The sequence below is a fragment of the Sphingobacterium sp. 2149 genome (assembly GCF_031455655.1).
In the GTDB taxonomy this organism is placed as follows: Bacteria; Bacteroidota; Bacteroidia; order Sphingobacteriales; family Sphingobacteriaceae; genus Sphingobacterium.
In genome coordinates this window covers 145,470-170,122 of the sequence record NZ_JAVDTD010000003.1, presented here as the reverse complement: position 1 = coordinate 170,122, position 24,653 = coordinate 145,470, and the positions used below count along the sequence as shown (strand labels likewise).

Here is a 24,653-nt window from a genome sequence, read left to right as displayed (position 1 = left end):
TATACGACGCTTAAAATGTCGAAAAGGTATTATCATTCATTTAGATAGTGTATTTTATATAATATAAATTTTGTCTATAGTTTATCAAATCATTCGATGGAGCGGATCGACTGTATTTATGTACTTTTATGAAAATTGAAATCAAACAATTTGATCAATTAAGGTATTATATAAAAAAACTTTCTTTTAATATGGACAACAACGAAAAAGACATTAGCAAATGCCCCTTTCACAATGGTACGATGCGCAACTCCGTCGCAGGAGGTGGAACTCAGAATCAAGATTGGTGGCCAAATAGACTACGTGTAGACCTGTTGAGACAGCATGCGAGCAAGTCAAATCCAATTGATGAAGGCTTTGACTACGCAGCGGCATTCAACCAATTGGACTTAGAAGCCGTAAAAAAAGATTTACATGCATTGATGACTGATTCTCAGGATTGGTGGCCAGCAGATTTTGGACATTACGGCCCATTATTCATCCGGATGGCGTGGCATAGTGCAGGAACATACCGTGTAAGTGATGGTCGGGGTGGCGCAGGATCTGGTCAACAGCGCTTTGCTCCTCTAAATAGCTGGCCAGATAATGTTAGTTTGGATAAAGCGCGCCGCCTGTTGTGGCCTATCAAACAAAAATATGGTAAGAATATTTCTTGGGCAGATTTAATGATATTAACGGGTAATGTTGCCCTAGAGTCTATGGGCTTCAAAACTTTCGGTTATTCAGGTGGACGTGTTGATGCTTTTGAACCAGAATTGGATGTATATTGGGGGTCTGAAACCACCTGGTTGGGTGGCGATATGCGTTATGCGCACGGCTCGGAAGGAGTGGCCGAACCGCACGGAGTCTTATCTGCCGATGATGATGCAGATGGTAAGCTGCACACGCGCAATCTTGAAAAACCATTGGCTGCGGTACAGATGGGATTAATTTATGTGAACCCAGAAGGACCGGATGGAAATCCTGATCCGATTGCTGCAGCAAAAGATATACGGGACACTTTTGGTCGGATGGCTATGAATGATGAGGAAACCGTTGCTTTGATTGCAGGAGGACATACTTTTGGGAAAACTCACGGTGCAGGACCTGCAGACAATGTCGGAAAAGAACCAGAAGCCGCTGGTATAGAACAACAAGGCCTTGGTTGGAAAAGCACTTACGGCAGTGGAGTGGGTGCTGATGCCATTACCAGTGGACTGGAGGTCATTTGGACACAAAAACCAACAGAATGGACCAATCTTTTCTTTAAAAATCTGTTTGAGAATGAATGGGAATTAACAAAAAGTCCTGCAGGAGCACACCAATGGGTAGCTAAAGGTGCCGATTCAACCATTCCCGATCCTTTCGATCCAAGTAAAAAGCGCCGGCCAACGATGCTGACCACCGATTTGTCTTTACGTTTTGATCCAGTTTACGAAAAGATCTCGCGTAAATTTTATGAAGATCAAGAAGCATTTGCAGATGCATTTGCCCGGGCATGGTTTAAATTAACACACCGTGATTTGGGACCGCGCGAACGTTATCTCGGTGCCGAGGTTCCTGCTGAGGAATTATTGTGGCAAGATCCAATTCCGGCTGTTGATCATGCTCTTGTTGATTCGGATGATATTCGTGCGTTGAAAACGACCATATTGAATACTGGGCTCAGTAGCTCCGAGCTTGTTACAACAGCTTGGGCTTCGGCATCTACCTTCCGAGGATCAGATAAGAGAGGCGGGGCAAATGGCGCTAGGATACGTCTGGCTCCACAGCGTTATTGGCAAGTTAATAATCCAGCACGATTACAAAAAGTGCTTACCGCTCTCGAGCACATTCAACAGGATTTTAATGGAAAACAACAAGCTGGAAAGAAAATCTCTTTGGCCGATTTAATTGTTCTGGGTGGGGGGGCAGCGATAGAACAGGCAGCTCGCTCGGCAGGACATGACATCGAAGTCCCATTCCGTCCTGGACGTATGGATGCATCTCAGGAACAAACTGATGTTGAATCTGTTGGATATCTCGAGCCAATTGCAGATGGATTCAGAAACTATCGTAAAGGCGCTTATACCGTATCTACCGAGTCCCTTTTGATTGACAAAGCACAATCGCTCACACTCTCTGTACCGGAATTAACTGTGCTTATTGGCGGAATGCGTGTTCTTCAAGCGAACTTTGACGGTTCTCAACTGGGAGTAATGACAGACCGTCCGGGGCAATTGACCAACGACTTTTTTGTTAATCTATTGGATATGGGGACAGCTTGGAAAGCAATCTCGCAGGATCGGGAAGTTTTTGAAGGATCAGATCGCAAATCCGGTACTAAAAAATGGGAAGCGGGACGGGCAGATCTTGTTTTTGGATCGAATGCGGAGTTGAGAGCAGTTTCCGAAATATATGGAAGTGACGATGCGAAAGATAAATTCGTACAAGATTTCGTGAAGGCTTGGACTAAAGTGATGGAGTTAGATCGTTTTGATTTACATCGCTAATACGACTGGACAATTAATTCGATCATCGTATTTTAAGATTAGGGTTAGTTTACAATCAGGGCTGGTACATTTGTAGTGCCAGCCCTGATTGTATTTTAATGTTCAGGCGTATTCTCCTGATCATTCGTTAGAAATTCGGAGGTGAAATGCTGTTGTTGCTTTTTCTGTCTGAATTTCTCCTCATTATAGGAAAGGGAGTGCCCTTTAGGTATCGATAAGGATGACCATGTATCACCCAAACATATTTTTCCAATATAAAGAATCTGTCCAATATGGTAGGGGTAATGTGCTAGCTGCCGTAAGATAGCCTCCATAACGGTGTGTCCTTGATGACGGATATAAATAATTTTATCGAAATCATTTTCATCGAGCGATCCGATGGCTTCGAATAGACAAGTCCACCCAGTATTCCAATACGATATCAGTTCATCACGGTCTGTCCAGGTGTTTTCAAATTCTCGGTCCCGGTTTCTATCATCTTTTTCTCCGTCGGTGGTTAGAAAATCAGTCCAACGGGAAAGCATATTGCCGCCTAAATGTTTTACAATTAATGCGATGCTGTTGCTCGAATCGTTTGGATGCCAAAATAATTGTTCCGTGCTCAACTGTTCAAATGTTTTATCACCCAATGATTTATAATATTGAAATTGTTTTATACAAGTCCCTAAAAAATTATTCATAGCCCTATTAAATCGTCAACTTATGGTATCAATATACAAAAATGTCGTGAAACTAATCCCAACTTAAGTTGTGTAACGCGAGATTAGTGGTTATTGATCAGTTAATTTCACGGATGTGCATGTTAACGCTATTATTGACAAGGCATTGAAGGAGGAGTAAGAATAAGCGGTCTAAGGGCAGGTAAAGCAAAGGTGATACTGGGGAAGTACCACCTTTTTTGCTAACTAAACATTAAACATAAATAAACAGTCTTTTTCAAGACCACACTAAAAATTACATGACTACTCTGCCGCTGGTCGATTTGTCAACCTGGACATTTTTTGGTTGATTTTTTAATACAATTTTTGCAGATGTGGAAACTTTTCCTTGTAAGTTTTCTTTCACACTTAGCGTTACATTTGCAGATGAATTTGCTTGTATTTGAGCATTTGTCGTTGTAAAACGACTCATATCAACCGATGCGGATGAGTTGGTGTTCAAATTTAAATTTGAAGCATTCCCTGAAATATTCTGCCTGGACGAACTACTTGCCGAAACTTGCAAATTTTTACTGCTTACTTCGGTTGTTAATTTACTCGAAGAACTTGTTGCAAGACTAATGTCATCCGCTACTATTTTCTTCAGAGATACGCTGGCTGAAGACGACACGTCTACAGTAATTTTGTTGCTCTTAATGATCTCATCGGTATAAATCGAGCTGCTTGAAGATGCCGAGAAACGTGACGGTATCTTGCTCGAATAAACAATTACACGATTGTTTCTTGCATTTCTGATTGAACTGTTTCTTTTATACTGTACATAGAGGGTACCATTTTTTACAGTCGTTTCGATAAGGGATAAATGCTCGGGGTTATCCGCTTCAACAACAACCTCATTGCGATTAGAATGGATGTAATCCACACGAAGCGAGGTTGCCGATGAAATGCCATCTGGAGCAGCGATCTTACGTGTTTCCCGTTCTTGTGCCTGCGCTACATATAAAAATGAAATAAAGGCAATGGTTAAGATTCTTTTCATTATCTTTTTGTTATTAGTTTAAAATTATTGTAGATAAAAGTTTCATTTTATTTTCCCATTTATCATTTCCAATTCACATAAACATGCACCTGATTGTTTTGTTGAACATATAGTATAATAGTAGTGCCAAAATTATTGATATACCTAAGGTGTTGATTCATAGTTGTATTTTTATGTGTTTCGGATTTCCTTAGTGCTCATTTTTGAACATAGACTGTTCGGTATCGGACAGTCTAGTTTTACCATATGCGCCCTATATACGCAGCTAACCAGAATTGATACTCTAATTGGGAAGCTGTTATAAATACTTGTCGCATCTTCTCCCGTTTTGTTGCAGTAGTTTCTGCAGCAATTTTATCAACATAATTTTTGGCTTTGATAACTCCCTGTGCAAAATCGTCACCGCTATAGGTTTCAATCCATTTGGAGTAAGGGTTATCAAGCGTATTTGCGGTCGACACAATGTGATCACCTACTGCTTTATAGATCCAGAAACATGGGAGTGTTGCAGCCATGGCGACTTCAATACTCTCGAATGCAGCTACGCTTTTGAGAAAATGGATATAATGATGGCAGGTTGGCTCAATTTTGCTACTGTTGTCTCCAGATGTTAAACCAAATTCTCGAAAGTAATTTTCATGCAGTGCTCTTTCAACAAGAAGTGCATTGCGCCCAAACTCGAAATAGTCCAATGCTTGTTGGTTGTCAGCGCTCTTTGCACCTATAAAAGCAAGGACACGACCAAATTCTTCCAAATAGAATGCATCTTGCCGCATGTAAAATTGAAATTTATCCAAGGGAAGACTTCCATCACTAAGCTCAACGATAAATGGCATAGCAAGTATATCCGAATAAATTGGTGTTATAGCATCCCAGGCATGATCAGTCCAGTTCATATTGCATAAGTTTAAGGGGGTTATGGAAGTGATTTAATGGCCCATTTCCTTTGCCAATGCGAAGATTTTTACTTCCCAAAATCGCCGCGTGTATATAGGATAATGCGATGTCTACTGCGCGATCGAGAGCAACGCCTTGTGCCAATTGGCTCGCAATTGCTGAAGAGAGCGAGCAGCCGGAACCGTGTGTATTTTTGCTGTTAATTTTTTGTGACTTGAATTCAATTGGAGGCTTTTGCTGTTGAAATAAGAGGGATGTTAACTCTTCACTCTGTAGATGTCCACCTTTAATCAGAACAGATTGACAACCCGCAGCCAGTAAACTATTTCCAGCTTTTTCCATCTTTTGAACAGTATGAATAGGTTCATCCACTAAGACACTCGTCTCATCTAAATTTGGTGTAATCAGTGTTGCTAAGGGGAAAAGACGTGTTACGCAGGCCTGGATGGTGTCTTCATGAATAAGTTTGTGTCCACTCGTCGATACCATGACCGGATCAAATACGATTGGTCCCTTATACGTTGATAAATAGTTACTGATGAGCTCTACAAGCTCAATATTGTGCACCATGCCTATTTTGATTGCATCTGGATAAATATCCTCAAAGATTGCATCCAGCTGATCTTGTACAGCCGAGGTAGGTATCTCATAAATACGTCTCACACCTTGCGTATTCTGAACGGGGAGGGCGGTTAAAACATTCATCGCATAGCAGCCCAATGCCGATATCGTTTTGGTATCTGCCTGTATGCCGGCTCCGCCGCTTCCGTCGAATCCTGCGATGCTGAGTATAGTAGGAACCCTATATTTTTTGTTTTTTGTCATTTTAGTAAGGCTTTTAATTGTGCACTGGCTTGTCTGGGATCGGCACTTTGACAGATGGCCGAAACAACTGCGATGGAATCTGCGCCCGCTTTCCAAGCTTGTTGTGTGGTGTGGAAATTCATGCTTCCGATCGCGATCAATGGCTTTTCGGTCCTATTCCGAAGGTGCTTTAAACCCGTAATTCCCCATTCGGTAACAGTATCTCTTTTGGTAGGTGTTGAAAAGATGGGACTTACACCAAGATGGTCGACGACTAGCATCTGTTGGCTCTCCAGCTGTTGCACAGCTTCTATGGACCATCCAATAGTTAATCTGTCTCCATATTTTTCTCGAATGGCGACTGGTTTGAGATCGTTTTGACCCACATGCACTCCCCAGGCCCCGATCTGTTGGGCAATTGCTGCGGCATCATTAATTACCAAAGGAATACCATAGTGATCGGTAATCTTTTTCAAGCGCATGGCCTTTGCTAAAAAGGTAGCGGGATTATCCGTTTTCTCTCGCAATTGAATCAGATCAACACCACCAATAATAGCCTCTTCGGCGACCTGAAGCCAATTTTTGGGATAACAATCCCGCTCGGAGATGACTAAATATAAAGGATATGGGAAAAGCGGATTAATGTGCATAGTGTTTGATCTTGAGACTTGATTGCAGACGTTCTGCATTAAGCCGATAGAGTTCATCATAAAGATTCAATTGCAGTGTGCCCGGGCCGCTGGCTGATTTGGCTGCGAGCTCTCCGGCCAGGCTTAAGAGGGAGACCCCTGCGACAGCAGCTTCAAAGTGGCCATCCGTAACAGCCAGGAATGCACCAATGAGTGCAGTAGCACTACAGCCAAGTCCTGTCACTTGCGTCATTAAGGGGTGGCCGTTATACACTTCAACCGTGTGTTTTTCCGAAAGAATATAGTCTACATTTCCAGAAATACAGATGATGGAGCCAGTATGTTGTTGCAATAGCTTTCCAAACCTGAGCGCATCTTTACTATCCGCGGTGCTGTCAACTCCCTTTGTATTCGGTTGGTTGGAATTGTACAGCGTTATGATTTCCGATGCATTGCCACGGATTACTGTTGGTTTTAGCGCTAGTAGGTTGGAAAGTAGGTCATTGCGAAATGCTGATATCCCGGCACCAACAGGGTCCAATACCCACGGTCGTCCGATGGTATTGGCGTGTTCCGTAGCGACCAGCATCGCTTCGGCTGTATGTTCACTTAAAGTACCGATATTAATGACGAGCGCTTGTGCAATGTCCACAACTTCGCGTACTTCCAATGGGCTGTGTACCATTACAGGGGATGCTCCTAAGGCCAAAAGTGCGTTGGCCGTAGTATTCATCACAACGAGGTTTGTGATGTTATGCACGAGCGGTTTTTCAATCCTCACCTGCTCCAATAAATTGATAATAGAATCTTCCATTCTTTTTGCATGTTAAGCTATATTCGTGTGGCTTTGAGGGAAGGAAGAGCGATGGGCTGTGCAGTATAAAGATATGCTGTACAGTGGATTGTTGCTTTTCCCTACGCCGGTATAAACCGAATCAGGTTCAAAGGGACTATCTCAATTCTATACAGAATACCCCCAAAGCCATCCCAAACTTAAACAAAAAAGTGGACTTTTCATATTAAAAGAGCGTGCATCATCATCATGAAAATGAATTACGCCTTTCGGTCGGAACTAATTTCAGTATATTCATCCGGGGTATAAGTAACCCGCGCAAAATTTTTGGTTAAAAGTTCTGTTTCTAAAATCTTTCCACCTTGAAATTTTAAAAACTTCTCGCGCCAGATCTCGTTCTTCCGAAAGAACTGATTGTCTATTTTAAGAAATTGGTGCTCTTTTTCAAATACATGGTACGCAAAATCCAGCTCTTGATCGATTCTCAATTCACCTTCTAAACATTTGTCGGTAAACCACAGATTTATTTGAAAGGTGTAAGGGGTATTGTTAGTGAACTGATAGTCCCGATAATTATAGAATACGGTAGCGCCACTACCGAAAGGTAGTACACGGCCATCGTCGGGAAAAGGATCAAAAGAGTGGTGGTAGCGTTCAGTGACCGTAAGCGGGCTGTGAATGACAAGCCAATGGATGAGATTTGATATTTGACAGATTCCACCACCAATGCCCGCTCGCGCTTCGCCGAAAGAAAGTTCCATTCCCGACAGATACCCTTTTTTTGCGGTAGGTAGTCCTACCAATTTACAAAATGAAAAAGTTTCTTGTGGCCTGATCAGAATGCTCGTGATCTGTGATGCTGCAATTTTCAGATTGGTAACTTTATTGATCTGCAATTGCATGTTGTTTTCGCCCAGTTTCTTTAACAATACAGACTGGTGTTTTTTAACGCGGAAGGGAAGTTTATCAGCTGATTTAACAGCAGCGTATTTTTTATCATCCAACAGCCAAACGGCTTTTCGGTGCATTCTTCGTGCCCATACCGCAAGAAAATATAGTATTGGATGACGTTGACTTATTAGTATTCTTTTTCTCAATTCGACCTTTTTTTTGCTTTCAAAATTAATCAAGAAATGTATGTGTTCACACTTTTTTTCTCCTTTTTTAAAAGTTTGTCCCGCGATTTGTCACACGATTTGCGACACGATTTGTCCTCTGGTTTTGAGGGCTTGCTATCTTTAGTGATTTTAAAGGATGGGGGATTGCGATGATGCTTTACAACAGCAATATCAAGAAATGAACAATAGTCGGATAGATTTTCAGCTTCGAATTATCATTCATTTGGAGAGATATTGCTGTTGTTCGTGTTGCGAGCTAGTTTAACACTTCTTTCAAAAATAATAACGTATGCGCCCAGGCGCGTTTCGCCATCACTGGATTATACTCTGGCGACTCTGGATTGGTAAAGGTATGTCCAGAATTTGCATAGGTGATTATTTGCCAATCTGCTTTCCCTTGGTTTAATTCCTTGATCAACCCATCGTAATCTTCTTTGGATACACTTTTATCGTCTGCAGGATGCTCAACAAGCACTTTTGTTTTGATAGCACCATTGGGTCTGTCTGCAGATTTGGATAGGCCGCCATGAATACTGACCACTGCATTGACGGGTAAATGCGCTCTTGCGGCTTCGAGCGCGCCGGTACCTCCAAAACAGTAGCCAATGATAGCAATCTTGTTGGGATCCGCTCCTTCTTTTTTTAGTTGTTCTAATGCTAGCGTGATGCGATGCTGATAAGCCTTATAGTCGGTTTTGTAATGTCCGGCTATTTTCGATGCTGCCGTGTTGTCTGAGGGAATGTTCCCTTCACCGTAAATGTCAGCAATGAAAGCAATGTAGCCTTCTTTTTCCAGTTGTAATGCGGCTTGTTTCGCTTCGTTGTCAATTCCCTTCCATGCCGGGAGAATGAGGACAGCTGCTCCTTTTTTTGCCGTATTGGCGGTAATCAATCCTTTGAGTTTTTGCTCACCATCTTGATACGAAATTTGTTTTAGTTCTTGCGCTTGTGAAGTCATGGTAACCATGGTAAGCAGCAATAGGGTCATTACTTTTTTCATATGTAAATAATTTTTCTGTCTATGTATTTGCAATCGTCGTTAGGCTATTATATTTATCCTTTTTGATTGGGTTACTTTTTGCTCTTGGCAACCTGAATCAAGACTTTATAGATTCAATAATGCCGATAACGTCGAGTTGTCCAAAACCGTTTTCATGCGCTTTTCCGTACGTCTCAAGCAGTGCTTTTAAAAGCGGATAATCGGCGCCAGCCTGTTGGGCCAGCCGGATATCTTTTAGCATAAGATCCAGTGCGAACGCTGGAGCGTAATTTTCTTCCACAAGCAAAGGTGTTTTCACTTTTGTCGCACCACTGCCACTGGCACTATCGTTGATAATTTCGAGCATTTGCCCCCGATTAATGCCCAATTTGTCTGAAAACAGGATCGTCTCCGCAAGCCCTTGATAAATGGTGGAAAGAAAATAGTTTATGGCAAGTTTGGCCGAGATCCCCTGGCCATTTTCCCCAAGATGTTTGATCGATTTGCCCATTTTCTCAAGGTAAGGTGTAGCGCGATGAACATGTTCTGATTCGCCACCGACCATAATAATAAGGGAACCTTCAGCCGCTGGTTTAGTACTGCCGGCTACAGGTGCATCAATAAAAGCCCCGCCTTTTTCTTTTAATTTCGATGCAGTAGAAATAGAGCCTTCGTGCGAGATTGTACTCATATCGACAAATAGTTTACCCTTGACATTGCAGTGAAGGATTTTTTCATATACATCGTCGACGGCATCATCATTCGTGAGCATGGAAAATATGATATCACTTTGATCGACGAGTTCGGCGATATCTTTTCTGATCAAATGCTCTTCAAAACCCAGTGTCTTACTGCTGTTTCTGTTATAAACAGAAAGCGGGAATCCGGCTTTTTCTAGATTTTTAGCCATGGGATAACCCATATTTCCTAGTCCTATAAATCCTAATTTTTCTATCTTCATCTAAAATAAAAATGATATGAATACCTTTCGAAATTTACTTATAGCTAAAGATACGAATGTTTTGCTCAATCCACTAATACCCTGATTTCGTTCCGAAGCAATACAATTTTATCCTCCTGTTCCAGCTTTTTTAAAATTCGGGAGACAACCACACGGGATGTGTTGAGGTCGGAAGCAATATCTTGATGGGTGAGGGTGAGTATTCGGTCATCATTCAGTTTTACCTTCGCCTGGAGATAGTTGATAATTCGTTCTTCCATATTAGAAAAGGCTAAGCTATCAATGGCTTGTAGCATTTCCTCCATGCGGCTTGAATAGCTTGAGATTATGAAATTTCGCCAAGAAGGATATTTTCCCATCCAAAGATTGACAAGTTCGTTGGGAATCATGGCCACCGTAGTTTTTTTCTCAGCACGTGCACGGATTTCACTCTTTTTATTTCCTAGACAGCAGGCAATTGACATCGTACAGGTTTGACCTCGCTCCAGATAATAAAGCAGCAATTCTCCCTGATCTTCGTCTTCGCGAACAATTTTTATTGCTCCATCCAAGAGCAGGGGCATGGACTTGATATATTGATTGGTATCGATAATGAGATCCCCCTCATTAAATGTTTTTATCTGCGCATTTTCCGCTATTTCCGTGATTAATGACGGTTCAAGAATTCCGCTATAAGCTTGTTGGATTGACAACATATTTTTCAGTTAGTTGAATGTATCTATAATATAACCTTATTGGATTGTTTGCAGAAAAAACTTTACTGCAAAATCCCCGCATGAAACTCAAAAAGGTTACTTATTCAAATAAGACAAAATTTTATTCCTGTTAAATTTAGTGTTTTTTCAAAAATATGATGAATACATTGTGTTTATTTTAGCCTTTTTTATTATCTGTTGCCCATTTTTTCAGGGAATCCATGTTTTTATAGGGAAGGCTAAAAATATTTTTTTACGTATCGAGATACGCTCGGACTTCACGCATGTTAAAATTAGTTAAAAAGACAATCAATTCCTAGTTTTGCAGCACAAAAACAAAACAATCACATCTACCATGAAAAAGTCTTTACTTTTTTTTGCCCTTGTCTTTGCTAGTTACGGTGCCGTTCAAGGTCAAACAGCAAATACTGGTTCAGTTTCAGGAGTTGTCAAAGAAGCTACTGGACAAACGGTTAAAGGAGCAACTATTAAAATTATCCACATCCCAAGTGGACAAGTAATAAGTGGCTCAGCCGATGCCGAAGGAAAATTTCAAATTTCAAATCTTCAAGAAGGGGGGCCTTATAAAGTTGAGGTCACTTATATCGGAGAAACGCCAGTTATTTTTGAAAACATCATGCTGAAATCGGGGGAACCGTTGAATATCAATCCAATTTTTACAGCTGGATCGTCAACGAATTTGGATGAGGTCGTTGTTGTTGGTCATGGGGTCATCGATATTGCTGCAGGTAGAAAGACGCCGATTGCTGTTTCAACGATCCGCAAGCAAGATCTGGAAGAGCGGGTTGGAGCGCAGGATATTACTTCCGCATTGGCAAATACGCCTTCCGTTTATATCACTGGCCAGGCAAAAGGGTTTGGTGAGTCTTCTATGACAACCCGTGGTTTTGATCAGTCCAATACCGCATTTCTGTTGAACGGCCAGCCGATCAACGGTATGGACAACGGTAGTGTCTATTGGTCAAATTGGTCGGGACTTACAGATATTGCGTCCTTGGTGCAGATCCAACGTGGGTTGGGATCCTCTAAGTTAGCGATTTCCTCTGTCGGAGGAACCGTGAATTACGTAACACAATCCACTGCAATGAAAGAAGGTGGTTTTGTGCGCACAACGGTCGGCAACGATATGTTTATGAAGGCAACAGTCGGTTACAATACCGGGCTCATGAAAAATGGTTTTGCTGTTTCCGCTATGTTAACACAATGGTCAGGTAACGGTTATATGGACCATACGGAAGGTGCCGGACAAAGCTATTTCTTGTCCGTTGGATATAAAGCCAACGAAAAACACAACCTGAACTTTATGGTAACAGGTGCTCCACAATGGCATAACCAAGGATATACCTCAAAATTGTCGAACTACCTTGCTAATGGCAGACGTTACAACGACAACTATAAGGATGCAAATGGCGTGATGATGAATGCGCAGAAGAATTTTTATCATAAGCCTGTAGCCAACTTAAACTGGGACTGGACGATCGACGATAAATCATCTTTATCTACCGTTGTATATGCTTCTTTAGCGGCAGGTGGGGGCCAATCTTTGCGGAGTGATAAATACAATACAGGTAAATATTTGGCTGCTGATGTGAACAATCACCAATGGTTTGGTATAGTTTCTAACTATAACCGTAAGCTCTCAGAATCCCTTAATTTTAATGTGGGCTTTGATGTAAGGGATTACAAAGGCACACACTATCGTAAATTGACCAATCCGCTGGGTAATACAAATGGTGTTGTATTAGGTGGTAATGTTAATTTTCCTAACAAACCGCTAGTTACGAACACCTATTCGACAAATCCATGGAAGGCGTTCTCCAGTAAACCTGATTCGCGTGATGAACGTTTAGCTTGGGATTACAATCAGTACATCCGTTATGGAGGTCTGTTTGGTCAATTGGAGTATGCGAAAAATGGCTTTACGGCATTTTTCCAAGGATCGGTTTCTGAACAGCAAAACAAACGTTCTGATTATTTTCAATATACACCGGGTAATGAGGATTCTAAAGAAGTGAACAACTTTGGATACAATACGAAAGGTGGTGTAAGTTATACATTGGGGCATCATAGTATTTTTGGTAATGCAGGGTATTATTCCCGTCAGCCATATCAAAACAATATTTTCATGAATTATGCAAATGATATCAATGAAAATGCCGAAAACGAAAAAATACTGGGTTTAGAAGCAGGCTATAAATTTGCTTCTCGATTTTTGGATGTGAACGTCAATGTTTACCGCACAACCTGGGAAAATCGTGTTACTGGAAGCTCAAGTTTAGCAACAGCAGATGATGTGAAAAAATATAACCCGACAAACGACCCTGGCATTTTGGTAGAGAGAGCCTATTTATATACAACAAATTACGGTGTTAAGCAGGTCCATAGAGGCGTAGAAGTAGATTTTGAAGCCCGTCCTGTAGAAAAGTTGAGTCTCACAGGATTTTTATCTATCGGTGATTGGAAGTACGATGGCGCAGTAAACTCGGTCGTGCGTAACGATAACCGCATAGAATTGGGACGCTCACAGGTAAACTTGACAGGTGAACATGTTGGTAACGCTGCCCAAACTTCCTATGGATTTGGTGCTAAATATAAGGTGTTTAAGGGGCTATCTGTAGATGCAAATTATAGATATTATGAGCGTTTGTACGCATCGAATTATCGCAGAGAAGTAATCGATGGTCAAACTTATGGGCGTTATCTGAAATTACCGTCTTTCAATCTTTTGGACGCAGGTCTTTCTTACCATCTTCAGGTGAGTGATAAGAACGACATAAGTTTCCGTGTTAACATGAATAATGTGTTGAATAAGTTTTATATTTCTGAAGCAACATCCAGCAACTTGGTCACAGATGTTAACAATTCTTGGAATGGTATAGATACATCCAATTTCGTTTTAATCGGACAGGGTAGAACGTGGAACGCATCGGTGAAATTTACCTTCTAGTAAATTTTACTCTAATTACAAAAAGCTCACAATATTTTGTGAGCTTTTTTTGTTTTTAAATAAAAACTTAATAATTTTAGGTGATCTAATTGTCAACCTGATGTTACATAAATTAATTTGTCTGGAAAGTTTACAGATCGGTACTGTCTATTTTTCTGCTTTTGTCGTTAATCTGGATGGTGGAAATACTGGCTTTGCTTTATTTATTAACCAGGAAAATGATCCAATCTTTATTTTTCGAAAAGAAAAGCACAATGAGGTTTCCTTCCATGTGAATGAAGAGCAATTCTTCTGGATTGTTAAAAACAGTCAATTTACGCCTGTTGAACGTCAAAACTTTTTTGCCGAATTTGTCGAATTTTTGCGTTTGATGGAAGAAAAGGTTTCCAATTATGTTTTCAAAAAGGAAAAGTTAATCCGGTTTACCAATTCAAGAGATATTATCCGATATAAATATTTGTACCTAACGGGAGAAATTCATGGATAAGAATATCTAAATAGGGGAATTGATCGCTGGTTAAATTTCTTTTGTAATGAAATTTAGCTTAGTTTTGAGTATGAAGCATATGTTTTCGAATCTAGCTGTTATTCTTCAAAACAATACTCTTGTGGAATCAGATTTTACACTGCCAGTACCCATCCTTCTTGCTAAGTTTTCTTTTTTGCCCATTGCATCGTTTTTTCCTCAATCTTGTCCGCCTTTTCCGTCTGATTGGCTTTCTGCAGTTGGCGATCGCGCTCTTCGATGCCTATTGGAAGGGTTTAATATTGGTATCCTTGGAAACGGTAATCCTGTTGCTTTGTTTGAGGAGGCCATTGATTTGACTAATCACGCGCTTGCCTATAGCTACTTGGGACTTTATTATGTTAAGATAGGCACTTATGACAAGGCCATTGAAACGTTCACTAATGCTATCGAGCACTTTCCAGAAGAACCATTTTTCTATGCCAGCCGTTGTTTAATCTACAGACAGATCGAGGAAGATGAGGGGGCATTTTATGACTATCAGATTGCGAAGAGACTGGATTTTAATTATCATAGTGTATTGGAATGGCAGGAAAATCAGGCTGAATTAACTTACTTCGAGGCTGAAAACCTGGTTATTCAGGAGCTGGAATCAAAATCTCAACAGCTAAGTAAAGACGAGATAAATTCACTGGGGCTTGAATATGTTCATTCCTATAGCTATCTAAAGGCGATCAATCTTTATTCCTGTGCTATTGTTAATTCTGAGGGTGGCGATAGTAATCTTTTTGTTTTCAGGGGAAGTTTGTACCTGAAATTGACCTGTTTTGAATTGGCGTTGTCTGATTTCAATCAGGCCATCGCCCTTGATAAGAACCGAGCTGCTGCTTATATATTTCGTGCAAAAGTTTTTGAATCTTACCGCAATTACCAGAGTGCATTGCAAGACTATGCTCAGGCAGAAGAAATCGATGGTAATTCGTCGATTGTGTATGAAGAAAGAGCCTCTTTATTCGAGCGTTTGGGTAATTTTAAGGAAGCATTACTGGATTTTGACCGCCTTGTAAGCCTCAATCCGGAAGATTTTTATGTGTATTCATTGCGAGCCGATCTGAATGAAAAGCTCGAGAATTTTACGGAAGCGCTGGCAGATTATTCCAAAGCGATCGATCTGAATCCATATTATTCTGATTTGTATTCTTATCGTGCCGCAATTCGCGAAAAATTGGGTGACGCTGTCGGAGCGAGAGCAGACTTGGATAAGTTCAATGAATTTGAAGATGAATAAACAAGGCCGACCTGAGTAGGGGCCTTGTTTATGCGTACTGTTTTCTAGTGCTAAACCCTTATTTGATAATCCTTTTTATTTTATTGGAACGGGTAATGAGTTTGTGTAATTTGTCATAGTCCTCTGTGGCAATAGCGTCATGCAAGGATTGAAGTTGCTTGATATGCTCTTCGAGCACTTCGAGTACGTTTTCTCGATTCTGCTTGAAAATAGGTGTCCACATATCCGGTGAGCTTTTGGCCAGACGAACCGTAGATTCAAATCCGGAGCCTGCAAGTTCGAAAATACGTCCTTGAGATTTTTCTTTTTCCAATACCGTTAAGGCAAGTGCAAAAGAAGTGAGATGGGAGATGTGGGATACATAAGCGGTATGTACATCATGTTCATCGGCATTCATAAAACAACTTCGCATCTCCAGTTGGTCCGTAATAGCATCGGCGATCTCGAACGCATCCTCATCGGTTTTAAAGGCTTCGACATATACCATCATTTTGCCTTTGAACAAGCCGGCTACAGCTGCTTCCGGTCCCGAATATTCTGTTCCGGCCATTGGATGGGCTGCTACATAACGCCCCCGGTTAGGATGATTCTTAATTTTATGGAGAATATTTGTTTTCGTTGATCCCATGTCAATGACGACTTGATCGGTGACCAGATCCAAAATTTGAGGAACAACATGTAAAATGGCATCGACAGGAATCGTGAGCACCAATACTTTACACTTCTTAATCGCGTCTTCCAGGCTGGCTGTTTCGTCGATAAAGCCGATTTGCATCGCTTTATCCAAGTTTTTTTGACTCTTATCTACACCGATTATTTTGTCGCAGAATTTTGTTTCTTTTAGGCGAATGGCAGCGGAACCGCCTATTAAGCCTACGCCGACAATGGCTATGTTCATATATAAACAATTATATTAAGTTCTTAGAAGCTATCTTTTATTCGTTGGATTGATTCTTTGAGTACATCCACAGTGGCACAAAGGCTAATACGTATGTATTGATTACCTCTATCTCCGAAAATTCCTCCCGGTGTAATAAATACCCGTGATTTTTCCAAAACGGCATCACTCAGTTCGTAACCGTCCTTGTATTTTTCGGGAATGCGGGCCCATACGAACAATCCTACTTGATCTTTTTGATAAGAACAAGCTAACAAATCCATAATCTCATAAACCTGTTGACGTCTTTCCGCATAAATCTTGTTTAGGTCAGCATACCAAGATGCGTCCAATTGCAGGGCTTTTGCGGCAGCCAGTTGCACAGGTAAAAACATGCCCGAATCCATATTGCTTTTGAAACGGAGAACTTGGTTTATACGTTCTTCGGCGCCTATGAGTACACCAATTCGCCATCCAGCCATATTGGAAGACTTGCTCAGCGAATTTAATTCAATGGCTACATCTTTCGCTCCTGCAATACTCATGATACTTTTTGGTGTATCTGTCAGGATAAAGCTATACGGATTGTCATGACAAATCAGTATGTTGTGCTCTTTGGCAAATTGAATCAGCTTCTGATAGAATGCATCAGGTGCGGATGCACCTGTAGGCATGTGTGGATAGTTTATCCACATCAATTTAACCTTTGACAAGTCCTGTTTTTTGAGCTCATCCAAATCAATAAGCCAATTCTTCTCTTGTGTTAGGTTATAGGTAATCGCTTCGGCACCACTCAGCCGTACGGCTGCAGCGTAAGCGGGGTATCCAGGATTGGGGATAAGAGCTTGATCTCCTTCTTGAAGATAAGTCATGCAGATGTGCACAATCCCTTCTTTTGATCCAATTAAGGGAAGTATCTCTGTATCTGGATTAAAAGTTGCATGATAATAACGTTGATACCAATCCGCAACGGCTTGTCGTAGGGCAGGAGCACCTTTATAATTTTGATAGCCATGCGCATTTGGGAGTTGGGCATTCGTACTTAATGTCTCGATTACCTCCCGATGCGGGGGCAAATCTGGACTTCCGATTCCTAGATTGATCACGCGCATACCCTGTTTATTTAAATCATCTATTTCCCTTAATTTTTTGGAGAAATAATATTCTTCGGTGTGCTGCAATCTTTTGGCAACGTCTATTTGCATTTTATTTTACTAAATATGGTGTTTGAATAAGGCTAAATTAGGGAATTATCCATTAAAATGAGATTTTTTTATCGATTTTTCAAGCAGAGCAGGTTGAACGCTTTTGTTCTTTGGATGCAACAATTTTATAGTCCCTTAACACGATAGGTGCTTTTCTTGATTAATTTGTTATTTTTGTTCAATTTCCTCCATAAAAATCTGAAAGGAAGAGGAGAGATCGACGAGTTACTTTTTTGTTGAAGAGTAGTTTGTCTAAGTTGAAATTAAATGAAAACATATTTTAGGCTCTTATCGTTTGCTAAACCCATTGAGAAATTTGCAATCCCATATGTAATTTTCACGCTGATCACGGTTATTTTTAGTACATTAAATTTAGCATTGCTTGCTCCATTACTCCATACACTTTTTAACGCTGGTAATACGACCGTCGAAGCGGTAAAACCCGAGACTTATACCGACATTCTCGCGTGGTTTAATTACTATGCAAGTGTTGCCAATAACCAGCTTGGAGCCTATGGTGCGTTGAAATACGTGTGTATTGTTATTGTAATTTCAGTTTTTATCAGCAATCTGTTTCGTTATTTCTGCCAACGTATCATGGAAAACTTTCGCATTCATACTTTACTCAAATTGCGCAGAGCGGTTTTTGATAACGTGATGGATCTGCATGTTGGCTATTTTACGGGGCAGCGAAAAGGGGATATTGTGTCTAAGGTTGCTTCAGATGTACAGGTGGTGCAATATTCTGTTACAGGAACTTTACAAGTTGTTTTTAAAGAGCCTTTGCAGCTAATAGCCTATATTGTCATGCTGTTTAACATTTCAGCACAATTGACATTCTTTTCGCTCTTGGTTATTCCCATCTCTGGGTTTTTTATCGCTAGGATTGTTAAAAATCTCAAAACTCAGGCCCATGCTGCTCAGGAATCTTATGGAAATATGATATCTTATTTGGATGAAGCGTTGTCTGGCATCAAAATAATTAAAGCTTTTAATGCGGTATCGTTTATTAAGAACAGGTTTCATAATGAGAACGAACATTATGCGAATATCGGACGCGCTATGGCTAAACGGCAACAGTTAAGTTCACCCGTTTCTGAATTGCTTGGCGTTATTATGGTGGCAATTATTCTTCTGTATGGAGGTCATTTGGTCCTTTCAGGCGACAAAAGCTTGACCGCACCGGAGTTTATTGCCTACATCGCTATTTTTTCACAGGTCATGCGTCCTGCAAAAGCTTTAACGGATTCTTTTAGTGGTATCCACAATGGTCTTGCCGCTGGTGAACGGGTTTTGGAACTTATTGATGAAAAGACTGAAGTCAAAGATTCCAAAGATGCCAAACTTGTTAAAAGCTTTGAGAAAAGTATCGTATTCAATCAGGTGAGTTTTTCGTATAGCCAAGACAAAGAAATCTTACAGCATATTGATTTAACGATAGAAAAAGGGAAAATCGTTGCATTGGTAGGTCCTTCAGGAGGTGGTAAATCGACTTTAGTCGATTTAATTCCGCGATTTATGGACGTTACGGATGGGCAGATTCTCTTTGATGGTACAGATTTAAGGGCGCTAAATCAGGATTCTTTACGGGATATGATCGGTGTAGTCAATCAGGAATCTATTTTATTTAATGATACGATCTTTAACAACATTGCTTTTGCCAATGTTTCTGCGAGTCAGGAGGAAGTAGAAGCTGCTGCACGGATTGCGAATGCGCATGAATTTATTTTAAAAACGGAGCATGGTTATCAGACCAACATCGGCGATAGGGGCGGCAAATTATCAGGTGGTCAACGTCAGCGCATATGTATTGCGCGAGCCGTCTTAAAAAATCCGCCAATCATGCTACTCGATGAAGCGACTTCCGCTTTAGACACTGAATCTGAGAAATTGGTACAGGACTCTCTTTATAAATTAATGGATAATAGAACAACAGTTGTCATTGCGCATCGCTTAAGTACCATTCAGAATGCAGACAAAATTGTTGTTATTGAAGCGGGGAAGATTGTAGAGATGGGCAGTCATAGTGAGCTGATACAGCGCGAAGGATTGTATCGGAAATTAATCGAAATGCAACAATTTACGGATTAGGCCACTTTTTAAGCGCTTTGTCAAATTAGTTGTTGTCACATTTTTTTATTATAACTTTTGTAGCCTTTTCGGTACATTTGATTTAAGATAGGAGATACATTTAATGAACGCAATAGATAAATTGAATTTCTTTATTAACGACAAAAACTTAGCTGTCGAATTGAGAAATATAGCGGAGAAAGTTTTGCGAGAGGAACGTATCACGTTTGATGAAGGGGTTCTTTTGTATGAAAAAGGTGAATTGGGCTATCTTGGTGTACTTGCGAATTATATCCGTGAGAAACGTCATGGTGACCGTACTTTTTTCAATCGTAATTTTCACATCGAGCCGACCAATGTCTGTGTCTATGACTGTAAGTTCTGTTCGTATTCCAGGCTCATAAAGGAGCGGGCAGAAGGCTGGGAGATGGAGGTTGATGGTATGATGGATATTGTCAAAAAGTATGACAATGAGCCTGTGACTGAAGTTCATATCACGGGAGGTGTCGTTCCTAAACAAAACCTCGAGTTTTACGCCGATTTTTTCCGTAGATGTAAGGAGCACCGTCCTGAACTGCATATCAAAGGACTTACACCTGTTGAATATTACTATATTTTTAAGAAGGCAAAACTGAGCCATTACGATGGCCTCAAGTATTTACAATCTTGCGGGTTGGATTCTATGCCGGGGGGAGGTGCAGAGATTTTTCATCCAGAAATCAGAGAACAGATCGCGCATGATAAATGTACGGCTGAACAATGGTTAGATATTCACGAGCAGGCACACAAGCTAGGTATGCACACCAATGCAACCATGCTTTATGGTCATATAGAACAGTTTTGGCACCGCGTAGATCACATGGATCGCTTAAGACAATTGCAGGATAAGACGGGGGGCTTTCAGACATTTATTCCTTTGAAATTTAGAAATAAAGGGAACCAAATGTCCCATATTCCAGAAGTATCCGTGATAGAAGACTTGAGAAATTATGCCGTTGCTCGGATATACATGGATAATTTTGATCATATTAAGGCCTATTGGGCAATGATCTCAAGAGATACAGCGCAGTTATCCTTGGCGTTTGGCGTAGATGATATCGATGGAACATTGGACGATACAACAAAGATATACAGCATGGCAGGAGCGGAGGAACAAAAGCCGGGAATGACCACACAAGAAGTTGTTGAACTCATAAAAAATGTTGGCCGTCATCCTATTGAAAGAGATACGCTGTATAACGTGGTTACAGATTATAAAGATTTTGTATTTGATCAAGGTAATCAAAAGAAAAGCTATTACGCATTACCCGTTGTTAATTCATAACTAGACTCATACTTTGAAAAAGACATTTTATTTTATACGGCACGGACAGACTGATCTAAATTTAAAAGGCATTGTACAGGGGAGAGGAGTTAATTCGCCGCTGAACAAGATGGGAGTAGCGCAAGCTCAGGCTTTCTTTGATCGTTACAATACCGTGCCTTTTGATAAAATATATACCTCAACCTTATTGCGTACTCATCAAACTGTACAGGGATTTCTAGATTTGAACTTACCTTGGGAACAGCTCGTTGGATTGGATGAAATAAGCTGGGGAGTTTATGAGGGAAAAGAGCAAACACCGGAGTTGTTAGCTGGTTTTGAAAAATTAGTAGCAGCATGGCGCAATGGAGAATTGGATGTCAGTATTGAAAACGGAGAGTCTCCCAATGAGCTGATGGCCCGTCAGCAGGTCGCCTTGGATCATATGCTAGCTCAGACAGACGAAAAGAATATTCTCGTATGTATGCACGGACGTGCATTAAGGATTATGCTTTGCCTCATGACGGGCGTAGAGGCCCGCTATATGGATGATTTTCCGCACACCAATACTGCTTTATATAAATTGCTGTATGATAATGGTCAATTTGAGATTGTAGACCATTACAATATTGCACACTTAGAAGCATTGATAGATGAATAAAATTAGAGTTTCTGCCGTATCGTATACAAATACGTATCCATTTCTGAATGGTATACGTCAATCAAAAATAATGGAACAGATCGACTTGAGTGTCGATTATCCAAGTGCATGTGCACAGAAAGTAATTGATGACGAAGCTGATATCGGTATTATCCCGACAGCTGCTTTATTAAGTCTTCCTGAATATTATATCAATACGGATTTTTGTATAGGTACAGAAGGTGCCGTCGATTCCGTATTTATTTTTGCTAATAAACCAATTGAAGAGGTGGAAACCTTACGCTTGGATAGACAATCGCGCACTTCAAATGGATTAGCCCGTGTATTGATTAAGAACTATTGGAAAAAAGAAGTAGAATTGATCACTGACGAATCTACCGAGCCAGATGCTTATGTGTTAATTGGAGATCGCACCTTCGGTAAAAAGAACGCAGTTCCCTATGTCTATGATTTGGGAAAAGAGTGGTTTAATTTTACAGGACTGCCCTTCGCTTTCGCTTTATGGGTAAGCAACAAAGAGCTTCCAGTATCTTTTGTGAAACAATTTAATGAGGCTTTAGCGTATGGTGTGGAACATGCAACTGATGTTATTGCCGGTCTACCCGAGTTTGAAGGCTTTGATTACACAAAATATTTAACACAGCATCTCGATTTCCATTTAACAGATAAAAAGCGAGAGGCTGTACAATTGTATCTTCGCTACTTAAAAGCATTGGATTAATCGTGAGGTCTTTGACCTGGGCGGAATAATGCTTAAAATTACTACCCTAAAGATTTTCGGATTCAATCGCCAGACGAGCTATTTACATTGATGTATACTGCTTATCTGACGATTGTATTTGTAGCCTAAACTAACCCTACCTTCATCTTATTACCGAATTTTTCTGTCATCAAATTCGCATGAATAGTTATATGGATAACTCGCATTGTTTATCCATTATATTGCCCTTGCCAGTAATTATTATAACCAAGTGCGCACCAAATTCATCATTAAAAAGGACATTACACTAATTTAACACCGAGTTAACAGGGGGGTAGCACCGGTATACCCCTGATGCCCCCCTGTTAACCCCCTGTTATACCCTTGTTAATAGTCAAGGTGGTGTTGTTTAAAGGTTAATTTAATCGCCGAGAAAAGTCTTAATTCCTTGGGAACGCGCTTGTTTTAAAGCTAAATTGCTATCGCTATGTCGAGTGCTGGTTCATTAGTCACACGTGTCGAATCTCGACTTTTAAAAGGTGCTTCCCGTATCATAAATGATGGATAATTGTTCCATGGCAACGGCACGCGCAATGATTGATCAAGAATTTATCTCTTGAAAGAGAGAATATAAGTTAAATAAGGATGGAATTAATACGGGGGGAGAAGGTATCATATCCTGAAAAAAGAAATGCAAGCATAAAATTTGATTTATACTTGCATCTCTAATGGATTTATCTTGGGGTAATTAGGTGCGTCCAATTTTCACTTTACGTCCCTTAATTTTTTGCCCATTCGCTTTATTGATAATAATGGAAGCAAATTTTCTTCGGACAGCAACGTATGCTGATTTGTCTTTTACTTCTATGATACCAATGTCATCCTTTTCAATTCCTTCCAAATTGAGCAAAAATCCGACAATATCGATCTTGTTGATCTTATCCTTTCGCCCGGCACTAATATAGAGTGTCGCAAATGGTGAGTTTTCAGGGAGATTATAGAATTCCGGAAATTCTTCCTCAGGTATTTCTGTTGGAATGTAAGGGTATATTTCTTCCGGTTTGAGGATTACATAGACATCACCCTTAGCTTGCATACGGGCTGTGCGTCCATTGCGGTGAGTAAAATCGTCTTCTTTGTGTGGCAACTGGTAATGTATAATAGAATCAACTTCTGGAATATCCAATCCCCTTGCAGCAAGGTCTGTTGTGATCAGTACATGATTAGAATGGTTTCGGAATTTTAGAAGTGCCAGCTCGCGATCCTGTTGTTCAAGTCCCCCATGAAAGGTATCGTGGATAATATTGCGGTTGTCGAGAAGTTCACTAATGTGATCTACTGCATCGCGGTGATTACAGAAGACAATCATTTTTTTTGTGCCAATCTTGCAGATGAGTTTAAGTAGTGCCTCTAATTTCTTTTGAACTGGAGCAACTACTTTTCTAATTGTAATCTGTGGGGTATGTTTTGAGTTGTGAAGAAAGTCAACTAGGATGGGCTGCTTTATTTGCGTGAACGGTGGGAGCGTGTCCATCATCGTTGCGGAAGTTAATATTCTTGATTTGATCGTGGGGATGTGTTGAATAATAAAATCCATTTGATGCTGAAATCCGAGTTCCAATGATTTGTCAAACTCGTCCAGCACAAGAGTATGGATGTTGGAGGGATCAAAATTTTGCTCTTCAATATGCTGTTTTATACGCCCTGGTGTTCCAATGATAATTGCAGGGGCATCCTTGAAAGCATTTTTTTCGATGCGTGTGTGATGTCCACCATATGCGCAAGTGATTTTGTAGCCTGTAGCGACCTTGCGTAGCACTTGTTCAATCTGTAAAGCAAGCTCGCGTGTAGGCACTACTATTAATACTTGAACTTTTCGAGCCTCCGCCTTCAATTGTTGCAAGATGAGTAATGAAAAGGCTAAAGTTTTGCCAGATCCGGTGGGCGAAAGTAGAAGAAAATCGTGATCCTTCTGATACGATTCCAACACCCTTTCTTGCATTTCATTTAAGGATGAAATATATAATTTGTCTAAAATAGCTTTTAACTGCATTCGACAAAAATACGAAA

21 protein-coding genes and 1 riboswitch are annotated in these 24,653 nt (G+C 40.5%); of the genes, 8 read left to right on the top strand and 13 right to left on the bottom strand.

From position 1 onward, the window contains the following. Positions 1-191 precede the first annotated feature (191 nt). Complete coding sequence (katG, locus tag J2X77_RS05635; protein ID WP_209574821.1) at positions 192-2,471, top strand: catalase/peroxidase HPI; 2,280 nt, start codon at positions 192-194, stop codon at positions 2,469-2,471. A gap of 95 nt (positions 2,472-2,566) precedes the next feature. Here the strand turns inward: katG and J2X77_RS05630 are convergent, their stop codons facing one another. The 10 genes from J2X77_RS05630 to J2X77_RS05585 form a co-directional block, all read right to left on the bottom strand. Further along, positions 2,567-3,151, bottom strand: coding sequence for a DUF1572 family protein (locus J2X77_RS05630; protein WP_209574818.1), 585 nt, complete (start codon positions 3,149-3,151; stop codon positions 2,567-2,569). A gap of 274 nt (positions 3,152-3,425) precedes the next feature. Then, the gene (locus J2X77_RS05625) at positions 3,426-4,169 is read right to left on the bottom strand and encodes a GIN domain-containing protein (protein ID WP_209574817.1); all 744 of its coding nucleotides are present in this window, start codon (positions 4,167-4,169) and stop codon (positions 3,426-3,428) included. A gap of 239 nt (positions 4,170-4,408) precedes the next feature. Beyond that, positions 4,409-5,065, bottom strand: coding sequence for a thiaminase II (gene tenA, locus J2X77_RS05620; protein ID WP_209574816.1), 657 nt, complete (start codon positions 5,063-5,065; stop codon positions 4,409-4,411). Further along, positions 5,052-5,891 carry a bifunctional hydroxymethylpyrimidine kinase/phosphomethylpyrimidine kinase gene (thiD, locus tag J2X77_RS05615; protein ID WP_209574814.1) on the bottom strand — a complete coding sequence of 280 codons (840 nt, stop codon included), beginning with the start codon at positions 5,889-5,891 and terminating at the stop codon, positions 5,052-5,054. Before thiD ends, tenA begins: the two co-directional genes overlap by 14 nt. Then, positions 5,888-6,520 carry a thiamine phosphate synthase gene (gene thiE, locus J2X77_RS05610; protein ID WP_209574812.1) on the bottom strand — a complete coding sequence of 211 codons (633 nt, stop codon included), beginning with the start codon at positions 6,518-6,520 and terminating at the stop codon, positions 5,888-5,890. The genes thiD and thiE overlap by 4 nt, the downstream gene beginning before the upstream one ends. Next, entirely contained in the window at positions 6,510-7,313 is an 804-nt protein-coding gene (thiM, locus tag J2X77_RS05605; RefSeq protein WP_209574810.1) for a hydroxyethylthiazole kinase, read from the bottom strand. The genes thiE and thiM overlap by 11 nt, the downstream gene beginning before the upstream one ends. Before the next feature lie 81 nt (positions 7,314-7,394). After that, positions 7,395-7,487: riboswitch (TPP riboswitch) on the bottom strand. Positions 7,488-7,552: 65 nt separating this feature from the next. Then, positions 7,553-8,389 (bottom strand): VanW family protein, encoded by an 837-nt coding sequence (locus J2X77_RS05600; RefSeq protein WP_293885043.1) that lies wholly within the window; start codon positions 8,387-8,389, stop codon positions 7,553-7,555. 277 nt (positions 8,390-8,666) lie between these two features. Beyond that, positions 8,667-9,410 carry a dienelactone hydrolase family protein gene (locus tag J2X77_RS05595; protein ID WP_209574808.1) on the bottom strand — a complete coding sequence of 248 codons (744 nt, stop codon included), beginning with the start codon at positions 9,408-9,410 and terminating at the stop codon, positions 8,667-8,669. A gap of 97 nt (positions 9,411-9,507) precedes the next feature. Beyond that, a complete protein-coding gene (locus tag J2X77_RS05590; RefSeq protein ID WP_209574806.1) occupies positions 9,508-10,350 on the bottom strand; it encodes an NAD(P)-dependent oxidoreductase in 843 nt (280 codons plus the stop codon). 65 nt (positions 10,351-10,415) lie between these two features. Next, positions 10,416-11,045 carry a Crp/Fnr family transcriptional regulator gene (locus tag J2X77_RS05585; RefSeq protein WP_209574805.1) on the bottom strand — a complete coding sequence of 210 codons (630 nt, stop codon included), beginning with the start codon at positions 11,043-11,045 and terminating at the stop codon, positions 10,416-10,418. 355 nt (positions 11,046-11,400) lie between these two features. On the opposite strand from J2X77_RS05585, the gene J2X77_RS05580 reads away from it, so the two are divergent. From J2X77_RS05580 to J2X77_RS05570, 3 genes are all read left to right on the top strand, one after another. Next, complete coding sequence (locus J2X77_RS05580; RefSeq protein ID WP_209574803.1) at positions 11,401-14,013, top strand: TonB-dependent receptor; 2,613 nt, start codon at positions 11,401-11,403, stop codon at positions 14,011-14,013. Between the two features lie 100 nt (positions 14,014-14,113). Further along, positions 14,114-14,500, top strand: a complete 387-nt coding sequence (locus J2X77_RS05575; RefSeq protein ID WP_209574801.1) for a hypothetical protein — start codon at positions 14,114-14,116, stop codon at positions 14,498-14,500. A gap of 121 nt (positions 14,501-14,621) precedes the next feature. Then, a complete protein-coding gene (locus J2X77_RS05570; protein WP_293885045.1) occupies positions 14,622-15,767 on the top strand; it encodes a tetratricopeptide repeat protein in 1,146 nt (381 codons plus the stop codon). Between the two features lie 58 nt (positions 15,768-15,825). On the opposite strand, the gene J2X77_RS05565 is transcribed toward J2X77_RS05570, so the two are convergent. Together J2X77_RS05565 and J2X77_RS05560 are read right to left on the bottom strand one after the other, a co-directional pair. Beyond that, positions 15,826-16,665: a prephenate dehydrogenase gene (locus tag J2X77_RS05565; RefSeq protein ID WP_209574797.1), complete on the bottom strand. Its 840-nt coding sequence runs from the start codon at positions 16,663-16,665 to the stop codon at positions 15,826-15,828. A 23-nt stretch (positions 16,666-16,688) separates the two neighbouring features. After that, on the bottom strand, positions 16,689-17,849 hold the full coding sequence (locus J2X77_RS05560; protein ID WP_209574796.1) for a pyridoxal phosphate-dependent aminotransferase: 1,161 nt from the start codon (positions 17,847-17,849) through the stop codon (positions 16,689-16,691). A gap of 267 nt (positions 17,850-18,116) precedes the next feature. On the opposite strand from J2X77_RS05560, the gene J2X77_RS05555 reads away from it, so the two are divergent. The 4 genes from J2X77_RS05555 to J2X77_RS05540 all read left to right on the top strand — a co-directional run bounded on the left by J2X77_RS05555 (position 18,117) and on the right by J2X77_RS05540 (position 22,604). Next, on the top strand, positions 18,117-19,940 hold the full coding sequence (locus tag J2X77_RS05555) for an ABC transporter ATP-binding protein (RefSeq protein ID WP_209574794.1): 1,824 nt from the start codon (positions 18,117-18,119) through the stop codon (positions 19,938-19,940). Between the two features lie 103 nt (positions 19,941-20,043). After that, positions 20,044-21,243, top strand: coding sequence for an aminofutalosine synthase MqnE (mqnE, locus tag J2X77_RS05550; protein ID WP_209574792.1), 1,200 nt, complete (start codon positions 20,044-20,046; stop codon positions 21,241-21,243). Between the two features lie 13 nt (positions 21,244-21,256). Continuing rightward, positions 21,257-21,883: a histidine phosphatase family protein gene (locus tag J2X77_RS05545; protein WP_209574791.1), complete on the top strand. Its 627-nt coding sequence runs from the start codon at positions 21,257-21,259 to the stop codon at positions 21,881-21,883. Continuing rightward, complete coding sequence (locus tag J2X77_RS05540) at positions 21,876-22,604, top strand: menaquinone biosynthetic enzyme MqnA/MqnD family protein (RefSeq protein WP_209574789.1); 729 nt, start codon at positions 21,876-21,878, stop codon at positions 22,602-22,604. Before J2X77_RS05545 ends, J2X77_RS05540 begins: the two co-directional genes overlap by 8 nt. 727 nt (positions 22,605-23,331) lie before the next feature. On the opposite strand, the gene J2X77_RS05535 is transcribed toward J2X77_RS05540, so the two are convergent. After that, positions 23,332-24,585: a DEAD/DEAH box helicase gene (locus J2X77_RS05535; RefSeq protein ID WP_310079560.1), complete on the bottom strand. Its 1,254-nt coding sequence runs from the start codon at positions 24,583-24,585 to the stop codon at positions 23,332-23,334. Between the last annotated feature and the right edge of the window lie 68 nt (positions 24,586-24,653).